Here is an 11,562-nt window from a genome sequence, read left to right on the forward strand (position 1 = left end):
ATTGAGGGGTGGGTAACTGGTGCGAGATCTACGATGCTGGCTTTGAGCCTAAGGGCGGATACGGCATCCAGTTACCCGGTCTTGATATGCCTACCAAGAATTTTGACAGCGGTTAATGTTGTTCGCATCACCATCAACTGCATGAGAGGAATAATACAAGGTCGGATTAGCGGCAAAGCCGCGTAATCCGACAACATTGTTGGCGTCAGCGGTGTGGTCACATCAGGCGCCAGCGGCGTTGTCGGATTACGGCCCCCTCGGGGCCTAATCCGACCTACGCAGCTATCAATGCCAGCTCTGGCAAAAACCTCATATTCTTACTTAAAATCAATCGTTCTCACAAGGACGCCGCTTGCCTATGCTGTGTTCCAGCGTCGCCACAATTGCGTCGTTCCGGTGCCGTCCTGGCGCAGTCGAGTAAATGCTTTTGTTGCGCCAAAGCTGGCCTGCATATAGGGATTGAGTTCGCGCGTGCGCTCGATGGAAACTTTACTGCCTACGCATCGAGCAGCGTATCGTCGTGACGGGTAGGGGAGTATCAGTTCGCTTGCAGATAAGCGATCGCCGCGCGGTATTTCTCCAGCCGCTCCAGGTCTTTCTGGCTGGGCTGCGCAATGCGCGACAGGTCGCTGTTTTCCAGCAGGTCGGCCAGCTTGACGGCCTTGCCTGTTGGGTTGCGTGCCGCCCGCGCCACAAAATCGGCATACGATTCGCCCTTGACCTTGCTGACCGCGCGCAGCGCCTCGATCACCTCCGCCGCAAAGCCCTCGCACGCCAGATCCTCGAACGTCACACGCCCATCGCTGTCCTCCACCACATCATGCAGCACCGCCACGATCTGCTGCACGCCCGGCGCCACCCGCAGCATCACGCGCAAGGGATGCAGGATATACGGCGCACCACCTTTGTCGACCTGGCCCGCATGCGTGCGTGCAGCGATCTCGATGGCGCGTTCAAGGGTGGCGGGGGTGGTGGGGTAGGGCATTTGCGGCTTTCGGCTGATACTGATGCGCACGATGGTAGCATCGGCTGCGCCGCCATCCACACACCATTGCCGGCCTGTCTGGTACGCCATTGACCTGGCAAACAGAGTAAATCGTATTTAACAGCCATAGCCCCTTGCAAGGCGGTCGTCACCTATGCCATAATTCGCCTCGCTTCGGGAGGTTAGCTCAGGGGTAGAGCACTGCATTCACACTGCAGGGGTCGCAAGTTCGAAACTTGCACTTCCCACCAAGAATACTTAGTGAAATCAATCACTCGCATAAAAAGCCGATCTTTTAGAGGTCGGCTTTTTTGTTAAGTGTAATTTTCTGCTGTAATTTATCTTATTCCCTCCATTATCTGCAAAATATTGTCTTGCACGAAGCGTAGAGCATCGATTGCAGGCGAAAATACGTGAGGAACTATGAACTTGTTGCCTCCGCTGCAGCGCTGCTGATTTCGACCAGATGTTCCCGTACAGTGTCTACTGTGAACGTGTAATCGACGTTTCGTTGTGTATCGCCATTGTCGGCCTCGGCATGAGTAACGCGTCCCTCGTAGCGAACAATCTTGTCATGGATTTGAATGGGTACCCACGCAAAAGTGGGGCATAGTCCATCAACCCAATCGGCTGGCGTTCGAGTAAGCGTTTCTGGCCGAATTGAGAAACCCAAATCTGCAACAATAGCGCCGGAGCCATAAGCAGGACTACCAGCAGTACTACCATGGCCCCCAGCTCCAGCGTGAATGACAACCGCCTTTTTTATGACCTCTTGTCGTTTCTCAAAGTATATGATTGGTGGAATTTGAATAATCACACCTTTCAAGTTGTTTTCAGTTGCCACATTCAATACATTTACTGAGACCGTGATGCCTTTGCGTGGAACCCATGGGAATACTAATATTTCACTGGCCCCAGTCACCAAGGTGCTCGGTTCGGCGACCGGCTGATTACTTCCAACAACTTTGCAAAGGACTCTCACATCAGTCATACGGTTCTGAGTAGTAATGTAAACAAAGTTGTCGTCGTATTTTTCGACCCAGGCGACAATAGGATCATTTGCTGATTCTGCCACGCATGCCGCATAGTTTTTGGCAGCGTCAGGCGACAAAGCTCTTTTAAAATGCTGCGCACTTAGTGACGTATAGTTTAACTCGAAGAAGAGCATTGTTAGTTTTGAGCGAGCAACTTTGAAATCATCAAAATTACCCGTAAAGTACTCTGGAATGATAGCGTTCCACTTCGTTTTTACCTCGTCATAATTCTCCCGACTGACCAACGAGAGGATAGACGAAATGGCGAGGTAGTCAGTCGTCGTAACTTCGCTGTCAAACGTCAAGGTGTCTTTACAATCGTTCATTTTATTTCCTTTGTGATATAAGCAAGTTTCTTGGCTTTGACTCAATGAATTACAGGAAAACATTCGGTCCACAATTGCAACAGCCCAAATGGAAGCTTTAGAATTGCATGGAAGCATCAAGTAAACAAGTGTTTGCTGATTGACGTGGATTAATTGTTCAGTTCGTGTAATCGTATTTTTTAGGCGCAGCGCGGAGGCCATATTACTTTCATGCCAGTATCCGGCAGGCATATACTGCCCACATATCCCCCGCCATCTCCAGCGTCCGCACCTGCCACGGCGCATTTCCGCGCCTCGCCTGTCCATCCACGCCCCAGCATCCGATCTGCGCATGCTGGCTGAAAGTCACTTCGTGCAAGTCGGCCTGCAAACCCAGCCCCAGCGCCTTGAGATAAGCTTCCTTGCGGGTCCATAGCGCCATGAACGCGTGGCGCTGTGCGTCGCCCGAGATGGCCAGCAGCGCGGCTTTTTCGCTGTCGTGGCAGGTCAGGTCGAACAGCGTGGCGACGTCGAGCCGGTGCTGCTCCAGCGATTCGATGTCGATGCCGACCGGGCAGCCAGCGGAGGCGACGGCCAGCAGCGCCAGGTCGTCGCTGTGGCTGAGGTTAAATTCCAGTTCGCCGGTTGTCAGTGCCGGCTTGCCCCAGCGGCTTTGCGTAAAGGCGAGGTCGGCGGGGTTGCTGTGAGTGTAATGCGCCAGCACGGCGCGCAGGGCGCCGCGCGCGGCGGAACGCCAGTTGCAGGGCGGCGGTGGCATAGCGCGCGGCGCGCGCCTGCTCGGCGGCATCCAGGCTCGCCGCCCAGGCGGCTGGCTGCGGCAGCGTCAGGTCGATTTGCCAAATGTGGACTTCATCAAAGGCGATCATGCGAGGCTGCGGCGCAGGCAGGCCAGCACCGCTTCCTGCTGCTCGTGGATAAAGAGTGGCCGCCGTCAAACCAGTGCACGCTGCAGCTGGCGCTGGTCGTCTCGCGCCAGGCCTGCGTGGCGGCGCTGCCGGCAAGCGGGTCGTCGCGGCCGGCCAGTATGGTCAGCGGGACAGGCAGCGGTGGGGCGGGGCGATATTGATAGCTGGCCACCAGCGCAAAGTCGGCGCGGATCGATGGCAGCAGCATCGCCATCAGGCCGGGTTCCTCCAGCACGGCCGATGGCGTGCCGCCCAGTTCGCGCAGTGCTTCCAGCAGCTCACGGTCGGGCAGTTCATGCAGGCGCCGTAGCGGGGGGCGCAGCCATGGTGCGGCGCTACCGGACAGGATCAAGTGCTGCGGCAGCGGGCGGCCTTGCTCGCGCAGCTTGCGCGCCAGCTCGAACGCCAGCAGCGCGCCCAGGCTATGGCCGAAAAAAGCAAAGGGACGCGCATCGGCGTCGGCCGCGAGCACGTCGGCCAGATCGTCCAGCAACGGCGGCATGGCCAGGTACGGGGCTTCGTGCAGGCGCATGCCGCGCGCCGGCAACTGCACTGCGCGCTTGGCAACTTGCTTACCCCCGCCAATGTCCTCGCCTGCATCGCGATCGGAGTCGGCATGGCATTGCTGATGGGAGTGTTGGCCGGTGCTTATCCAGCCTGGATCGCCTTGAAAGTTCGGCCGGTGTCTGCACTTGGCGGCCGCACCGCCAGCGAGGGCGCCCAGGGCATTTTCTTGCGGCGCCTTTTGACGGTGGTGCAGTTTGCCACTGGCCTGAGCTTTGCCAGCATTGCCTTGAGCATGTCCTTGCAGATGAACTACTTGTCCAGCATGGACCTTGGTTTCAATCCGGATCCCATGCTGTCGTTCATCATGCCGGTTGATATGACAGAGGCCAAGGCGCGATCCTTCGTAGCCGCTGTGCGCCATTTGCCGGGCGTGGCCGATGTCGTCACGTCGGAGGAGTCGATCGGTGAAGGCATTATTTACCAGTGCGAAGTGAAAACCAGCGATGGCAAGACCGTACTGATGCGGGGTACCCGCGTCAGTCCCGGGTACTTCGACATGTTCGGCGTGAAGGCACTGAGCGGACGCGTCTTCGATCCGAAAGTCGACCAGATTGACAACTCGAACTTGATTGTCATCGACCGCAATGCCGTCAACGAATTTGGTTTTGCCAGTGCCGACGCAGCAATCGGCCAGTTCCTGACCATTAAAGGCGTTGCTTATCGGATTGTTGGCGTCAATGCAGACCTCATCACCCAGCCCATCACGTCTAAACAATACGCCACTATCTACCTGGTGTCGCCGAAAGCGCATACGGTAACAGTCAAGGTGGGTGGCGATCCCGAGGCCGTCCAGCAAGCAATTCAGAGTAAGTGGCGGGAGCACTTTGCCGACCATGTCTTTGACATCAATTCGGTGCGCACCTTGCTGGAACGTTCCGTCAAGCAGCAGATGGCTCCCTACCTTGCGGTTGTCAATGTCTCCACCTTCATCGCTGCGGCACTGGCTGCTCTGGGCATGTACATACTTTCGGCTACCAGCGTGCAGCGCAAGACCCGGGAAATCGTGTTGCGCAAGCTGTATGGTGCGCAGCCGATCGACATCGCCAAATTGCTCGCCAAAGAATTTGTCGTCGCTGCAGCATACCCTGGCTGCCATGCGCCTTGCTCCAGCGGTGGCACTGCGTACGTAGGGCTGAGTGGCGTGCCTGCCTGGCCGATGCGGGCCAAGGCAGGCGCGCCTTGAATCCGTACCCCAAAGCGGATATCGGCGTGAGCCAAAACCACTTCGTTAATTCTAGCGGGGTTTAATTAGTCGCCGCCGACGCCGCCGATCGGCGTGCCGGCCGGGATCTGGTCAAGCAAATCGGGCGGCACCTCGCCACCGCCAACGTCCTGGTGCGTCATCAGCGCGGCGCAAATCTGGCCGGTGTTCGCGCCCATCGCCAGATGCAGCGCTTGGAATAACCGTGCTTGCGCACCTTTCATTCGCCCTCGCCAGACACCTTCAGGCCGGTGCTGTCGACCACCAGATTAAAAATGATATAGTGATTCAGTGGTATATCTTGAATTTTTCAGCCAGTATATTTAGGAGTTGTCATTTGAGTGCCACATTTGGACAGCAATTATTTTTGAATAAACTGTGGATAAGGTATCAGGCTGCTTTGACATTATTAGTTGTTGTTGCTTTGCATATTATTGTCTGGCATTTTTTCCAGAGTAGTTGTGGCATTTTTCGAACCTCTCCGTCCACCACTTCGTTTCCCGTCTTGTTCTTTAATGCTGTGTACCCGCATGCGCAGCGGCCAAACAAAGTTGTTGAGCTGCCTCGCCACGATGCCAAGCAACCCGGCAATGCTGGCGTAGCATTTGGACGTGAGCGTCGCAGTAAGCCAGGGGCCGCTGGCATGCTAACTCCGCATTTTCTGGCGAATAATGAAGCAGTGCAGTCATTCGCAGCAAGTCCGACAGAACCTGTCGTCGAATCTACCTCACAATCTGGTTTATCTGCCTCAGCTGCGGAAAAGATTGAGTGGGCAATAAAAAATGCCGGCAAGATTGACAGGGAGCTGCGTTCAGGTATCGCTGTTTCATTACCAGTTTCAAAATCCCGCTTCGAAAAACTTTCAGACGACTTATCGAGCGCTTACATTTCCAAAGATGACGAAGTAGATCGCCGCTTTGTAACACCCGAGGGCATCATCTACTACAGTACAACTATCAGGGGAAAAACCACTTGTTATATGACCGGCCCGGTGAATTCGCCTAGCGCCATCAGTAAAGGACCTAGTGCGATATCGTGCCCATCGAACGCGGGCAAGTGGGTTAAATATTAGCGTTAGTCGCCACGTGCCGTTTATCACTCAAGCTGCGCGCTCCAACCGTGGCCAGAGGCGACCTCTAAAAACCCATCACCCGCTGGCCTGAGCCGGTAAAATTGTGGCATCCCTACGTCCAGTGAGTACCATCGACCGCATCACCAGCCTGGCTTTTCTCGATGCACGTTCTCCAGGCCACAGGCGTCAGCTGATCAAACAACGGCGCACCCAGCCTGACCACCCCTGCCGGCTGCGCAACTGTTGATCAGCCTGCGCGCGCCAGCTGCAACGGCGCCATGTTTTCCGGTTGCGCAGTGATGCTGCTGACCAGGCGCATGGCCGGCTGCACGCCGGTGTTTGCCTGCAAGCCGTTGTCGACCTTGAAGAAACTGACCAGCTGCGTCAGCTGATTGGCTTCCTTGTGCATCGCTTCGGCCGTTGCCGCCGCTTCTTCGACCAGCGCCGCATTTTGCTGGGTGACGGAATCGATATCGCCGATGGCTGTATTGACTTCATGGATGCCCGACTCCTGCTCGGCGTTGGCCGAGCTGATGTCCGACATAATGGCTGTCACGCGGGCGATGCTGGCGACGATTTCCAGCATGGTGTCACCGGTGGCGTGGGCCAGCGTGGCACCCACTTCGATGCGGCTGGTCGACTCGTTGATCAGCGTCTTGATTTCCTTGGCGGCCGTGCTAGATCGCTGCGCCAGATTGCGCACTTCGGAGGCGACCACGGCGAAGCCACGGCCCTGTTCGCCGGCGCGCGCCGCTTCCACCGCCGCATTCAGTGCCAGGATATTGGTCTGGAAGGCGATGCCGTCGATCACGGAAATAATATCGACAATTTTCCTGGCCGAGGCGCTGATTTCATCCATCGTCTGCACCACTTCGTCCACCATGGTGCCGCCCTTGTTGGCGACGGCCGACGCCGACAGCGCCAGTTCATTGGCACTGCGCGCATGGCCCGAGTTTTGCTGTACCGCTGACGTCAGCTCTTCCATGGAAGAGGCGGTTTCCTGCAGGGCGGCGGCCTGTACTTCGGTGCGGCGCGACAAGTCAAGGTTGCCGGTCGCCAGTTCCTTCGAGGCGTCATCGATGGTGTGGGCGCCGTCGCGCACCTGCTTGACCGTGTCGGCCAGGCGGGTGGTCATTTCATGCAGGGCCTTGAGCAGCTGGCCGATTTCATCGTTGCGCTGCGGCAGCCTGAACGCGCGCAGGTCGCCTTGCGCCACGCGGGTGGCCAGTGCGACGGCCTGTTGCATCGGGACGACGATGCTGCGCGTAATGGTCCAGGCCAGCCCCGCGCCCAATGCCAGCGCCAGCGCGCCAAAGGCGAGCAGGGTGGCGCGGCTGCTGTAGTACTGCGTGGCCGAGTCGCCGGCCAGCATTTTGGCTTGCTGGGTCTGGAAGGCCAGCAGTTTGTCAAGCGCGCCGGTGTAGGCGGCAAACGAGGTCTTGAAAGTCGACTCGGCCAGTTGTTCCACTTCCTGCGTCTTGCCCATGTCCTTGAAACTGAAGATCTGTTGGCGCACGTCCAGATAGGCTTTCTGGCGCGCTTCGGCTGTGCGCAGCAGGGCGTCTTCCTGCTGCGTGTGCGGCAGGCCCAGCAGCTGTTTTTTGGTGGCGCCGACCAGCTTGTCGCCGCTCGTCAGCTGCGCCTGGAAATATTCGCCCACTTCCAGGCTGTCGCTCTTGGCGATCGACAGGGCGCGTACGCCGTTCAGCTCAGCCATTGCCAGCCAGTCGGAAGTCAGTTGTTGCTTGGCCAGTTTGTCATTGACCAGAAACTCCGTCATGACATGGGCTGCATGCAGCCGCCACAGGGCGACACCGGTAATGCAGGCCATGATGAAGAGCACAATCACAAACGAAGACAGCACGCGTGGACCGGTTTTCAGGTTGGATATGGACATGATGTGAGCCGACAGGCCGCAGATGAAAACTGCAGCATACGCAGGAATTATGTCAGCATAATTACATTGGGGAAATTAAAATTGCAAGAAAAGAACTATTGCTTTGGCGTCGAACCCCTCTTTGGCCAGACGCGCGCAGGTATGGTTCGATTATTTTCTAGCATAGTAATAGTGCCTTGCCTAGTCTACCTATTGAGCTTCGGCAAGTTTTTTGCTTGAGCTTTACTGCGAACTCCCTTATACTTTTTCAAAATAAAAATTAAAGTTCGCAATCCGAATTAATCATCGATGCAATGCCGCTTTGACCTTGCCATATGGCAGGGGCGGCAGCAAGACTCTTCCACTACAGTAGCAAAACGGTGTCGTGTCCTGTTTGATTGTTTCATCGAATAAATATTCGCATTCCGAATTTTTCCCGGTGAGGTGGCAGGTGATGGATCGGTTATGCGGACAGGAGGCGAAATTTTCGCCGCATGCGCCGAGCGCCAGCCAGGCTTCGTTTCCGCCTTACGGTCAAACTATAATTCGGATACCGAATTATTTTTGATGGAGCAACAATAGACATGGACAAGAACATAGAGCTGAGCAAGCAAAGCGGCGCCAAGGCGGCCGCTGGCGCCGTTGCGCCTGCCGAGGCGAAAAATACCGTGCAGTCACTGGCCAAGGGCTTTCGCGTGCTGCAGGCATTTACGGCGCAGGAGCCGGAACTGACGATGGCCGAAGTGGCGCGCAAGGCCGATATGGACAACGCCACCGCGTTTCGCTTCCTTAATACCCTGGTGGCGATTGGCTATGTTGAAAAGGTTGAAGACACGCGCTATTTCCGCCTGTCGCTCAAAGTGCTGGATCTGGGCTTTCACGCGATTGCGCGCTCGGACTTGCGCACGCGCGCGCGGCCCATCCTACGCAGCCTGGTGGGCGAAATCAATGAGGCGGCGTCGGTGGCCGTGCTCGATGGCAGCGATGTGATGTATGCCGAGCGCGTGCAGGCCGGCCTGGTCAGGCTGGGCATCGATGTGCGCATCGGCAGCCGTGTACCGGCCTATTCCAGTGCAGTAGGGCAGGCGATCCTGGCCTGGATGCCGCGTGAGGTGCAGTTGCGCGTACTGCACGGCAAGCCGCTGCTGCGCCTGACCGATACTACGCTAACCGATATCGATGCGCTGCTGGCGCGCCTCGACCATGTGCGCAGCGTTGGCTATGCGGTGTCGGACCAGGAAACCGTATCGGGCGTCTATGTGGTGGCCGCGCCGGTGTTCGATATCGACGGCATGCCGGTGGCAGCCCTCAGCGTGGCGGCGCCCACCTATCACACAACGTTGTCGCAATTCGAGGCCGATACCAAAGAGGCGGTACTGCAGGCGGCGGCGCAGCTGGCCAAGTCGCTGCAGACCACCGGCGGCTACACGCCTCATCATTTTCATCCCTGACAGGCAGGCAGCATGAACCCACAGGTAGCAACAAGCACAGTACCGGCAGCAAACCGGCGCGCGCTGGTCACCGGCAGCAGCGCCGGCATCGGCGCTGCCATCGTGCAGCAGCTGCTGATTGATGGCTGGCAGGTGCTGGGACTGGACCTGGCGCCGGCCACGCTGGCCCATCCATGCTTTTCCAGCCTGCAGATCGACCTGCTCGATACCGATGTGCTCAAGCGTTGCCTGGCCAGCGCCGGTGTCGTCGGCGCACTCGTGCATGCGGCCGGTTTCATGCGTACGGCACCGCTGGGCCAGCTCGATGCGGAACACGGTGCGGCCATGTGGCGCGTGCATGTGCAGGCGGCCGAAGTGCTGGCCAATGCGCTGGCGCCGCGCATGCCCGACGGCGCGCGCCTGGTGCTGATCGGCAGTCGTGTGGCGCAGGGCGCGGCCGGGCGCAGCCAGTATGCGGCCTGCAAGGCCGCGCTGGCCGGCATGGCCCGCTCGTGGGCGGCCGAACTGGCGCCGCGCGGCATTACCGTCAACGTGGTGGCGCCAGCCGCCACCGCTACGGCCATGCTGCAAGATCCGGCGCGCGCCGGCACGCCGCCACAGCTGCCGCCGATCGGGCGCTATATCGAACCGGCGGAAGTGGCCTCGCTGGTCGCCTTTTTGCTCTCGCCGGCCGCCGCCGCCATTACCGGCCAGCAGATCGCCATCTGCGGCGGCGCCTCGCTGTAGCGCCTGGCCCTGAGACGAAATGGACAGCTTCGACGCCACCGATACCGCCATCATCATTGCGATGGTGACGGGCTATATCGTGCTGACGGCCTGGCTGACTACGCGTTCGCGCAGCAAGACCTCAAGCGAATTCATGGTCGGCGCGCGCAATATGCCGGCGGCGGTGGTGGGCATTTTGATGCTGTCCGAATTTATCGGCGCCAAGTCCACCATCGGCACGGCGCAGGCGGCGTTCGAGTCGGGCATGGCTGCTTCGTGGGCCGTGCTGTCGGCCGCCATCGGCTTTCCGCTGTTCGGGTTTTTCCTGGCGCGCAAGCTCTACAACTCGGGTGAATACACGATCTCGGGCGCGATTGCCAAACGCTTTGGCCGCTCGACCCAGCTGATCGTCTCGTTGATCATGATCTATGCGCTGTTGCTGGTCAACGTCGGCAACTACCTGAGCGGCGCGGCGGCGATTGCCACCGTGCTCCACATCGAACTGCCGATGGCGGCGCTGGTGATTGCCGTGGTCAGCACCTTTTATTTTGCCTTTGGCGGCATGAAAAGTCTCGCTTACGTCAATATCGTCCACAGCACCATCAAATACCTGGGCGTGCTGGTGGTGCTGGCGGTGGCGCTGGCCATGACGGGCGGCGTGCAGCCCATCGTGCAGGCGCTGCCGGCGTTCTACTTTACCTGGGACGGCGATATCGGCGCCTCGACCATCGCCGCCTACTTTATCGGCAATATCGGTGCGATCTTTTCCACCCAATATATTATCCAGGCCATTGCCTCGACCCGCAGCGCCGATGCGGCGCGCCGCTCGACCCTGATCGCGGCCGTACTGGCCGTGCCGATCGGCCTGGCGCTCGGGCTGATCGGGGTGGCGGCGCGCTATCTGTATCCGGGCATGCCCAGCCTGTATGCGCTGCCGATTTTCCTGCAAAGCATGAATGTGTACCTGGCCGGCTTCGTGGCCGTGTCGCTGGTGGCCGCCATCTTTATCAGCGTGAGCACGGTGGCGCTGGCGATCGCCTCGCTGGTGGTGCGCGACTTCTATGTGCCGCATTTCCAGCCGACGCTCGAGCGCGAATTCATCACCACGCGCCGGCTGGCGGTGGTGATCGGCTTTTTGCCGCTGGTGTTCGTCTGTTTTGCGCCCGGCCTGCTGCATCTGTCGTTTTTCACGCGCGCGCTGCGCCTGTCGGTCACCATCGTGGCCATTATCGGCTTCTATCTGCCTTTTTTTGCCAGCAACCGCGGCGCCACCGTTGGGCTGCTGGCCGCCGCAGTCGCGACCACATTCTGGTATCTGTTTGATAACCCGTACGGCATCGACAATATGTTTGTCGCGCTGCTGATTCCGCCGCTGGTGATTCTGGCTGAAAAGCTGATGTACAAAAGCAGCGCTTAGCGCGCTGGCGCACCATTTTTTTC

General features: G+C 58.5%; 10 protein-coding genes, 1 tRNA gene and 1 pseudogene. 6 read left to right on the forward strand and 6 right to left on the reverse strand.

The genetic code is table 11. The features are described 5' to 3' along the window. Positions 1-538: 538 nt before the first annotated feature. Positions 539-985 carry an HD domain-containing protein gene (locus GCM43_RS21845; RefSeq protein WP_152248007.1) on the reverse strand — a complete coding sequence of 149 codons (447 nt, stop codon included), beginning with the start codon at positions 983-985 and terminating at the stop codon, positions 539-541. Positions 986-1,161: 176 nt separating this feature from the next. On the opposite strand from GCM43_RS21845, the gene GCM43_RS21850 reads away from it, so the two are divergent. After that, positions 1,162-1,236, forward strand: a tRNA-Val gene (locus tag GCM43_RS21850). 170 nt (positions 1,237-1,406) lie between these two features. On the opposite strand, the gene GCM43_RS21855 is transcribed toward GCM43_RS21850, so the two are convergent. From GCM43_RS21855 to GCM43_RS21865, 3 genes are all read right to left on the reverse strand, one after another. Then, the gene (locus GCM43_RS21855; RefSeq protein ID WP_152248008.1) at positions 1,407-2,546 is read right to left on the reverse strand and encodes a hypothetical protein; all 1,140 of its coding nucleotides are present in this window, start codon (positions 2,544-2,546) and stop codon (positions 1,407-1,409) included. Between the two features lie 7 nt (positions 2,547-2,553). Beyond that, positions 2,554-3,102: a 4'-phosphopantetheinyl transferase family protein gene (locus GCM43_RS21860; RefSeq protein ID WP_193315699.1), complete on the reverse strand. Its 549-nt coding sequence runs from the start codon at positions 3,100-3,102 to the stop codon at positions 2,554-2,556. Between the two features lie 95 nt (positions 3,103-3,197). Then, complete coding sequence (locus GCM43_RS21865; protein WP_152248010.1) at positions 3,198-3,782, reverse strand: thioesterase II family protein; 585 nt, start codon at positions 3,780-3,782, stop codon at positions 3,198-3,200. On the opposite strand from GCM43_RS21865, the gene GCM43_RS21870 reads away from it, so the two are divergent. After that, entirely contained in the window at positions 3,771-5,000 is a 1,230-nt protein-coding gene (locus tag GCM43_RS21870; protein WP_152248011.1) for an ABC transporter permease, read from the forward strand. The two genes, GCM43_RS21865 and GCM43_RS21870, sit on opposite strands and share 12 nt — an antisense overlap. Before the next feature lie 68 nt (positions 5,001-5,068). Here GCM43_RS21870 and GCM43_RS21875 read toward each other — a convergent pair. Then, positions 5,069-5,289 (reverse strand): annotated as a pseudogene (locus tag GCM43_RS21875) (transposase); the annotation flags it as partial. Here GCM43_RS21875 and GCM43_RS21880 point away from each other — a divergent pair. Continuing rightward, entirely contained in the window at positions 5,224-6,090 is an 867-nt protein-coding gene (locus tag GCM43_RS21880; protein ID WP_193315714.1) for a hypothetical protein, read from the forward strand. The pseudogene GCM43_RS21875 and the gene GCM43_RS21880 sit on opposite strands and share 66 nt — an antisense overlap. Positions 6,091-6,337: 247 nt before the next feature. Here the strand turns inward: GCM43_RS21880 and GCM43_RS26525 are convergent, their stop codons facing one another. Then, on the reverse strand, positions 6,338-7,987 hold the full coding sequence (locus GCM43_RS26525; RefSeq protein ID WP_152248013.1) for a methyl-accepting chemotaxis protein: 1,650 nt from the start codon (positions 7,985-7,987) through the stop codon (positions 6,338-6,340). 563 nt (positions 7,988-8,550) lie between these two features. Between GCM43_RS26525 and GCM43_RS21890 the strand changes: the two genes are divergently transcribed. Genes GCM43_RS21890 through GCM43_RS21900 form a run of 3 tightly spaced genes read left to right on the forward strand, consistent with a single transcriptional unit; the run spans position 8,551 to position 11,539 of the window. Continuing rightward, entirely contained in the window at positions 8,551-9,417 is an 867-nt protein-coding gene (locus tag GCM43_RS21890) for an IclR family transcriptional regulator (RefSeq protein WP_152248014.1), read from the forward strand. 12 nt (positions 9,418-9,429) lie between these two features. Then, complete coding sequence (locus GCM43_RS21895) at positions 9,430-10,143, forward strand: SDR family NAD(P)-dependent oxidoreductase (RefSeq protein ID WP_152248015.1); 714 nt, start codon at positions 9,430-9,432, stop codon at positions 10,141-10,143. A 19-nt stretch (positions 10,144-10,162) separates the two neighbouring features. Then, entirely contained in the window at positions 10,163-11,539 is a 1,377-nt protein-coding gene (locus GCM43_RS21900; protein WP_152248016.1) for a sodium:solute symporter family protein, read from the forward strand. Positions 11,540-11,562 lie beyond the last annotated feature (23 nt).

The organism is Janthinobacterium aquaticum (assembly GCF_009208565.1).
Taxonomy (GTDB): domain Bacteria; phylum Pseudomonadota; class Gammaproteobacteria; order Burkholderiales; family Burkholderiaceae_D; genus Janthinobacterium.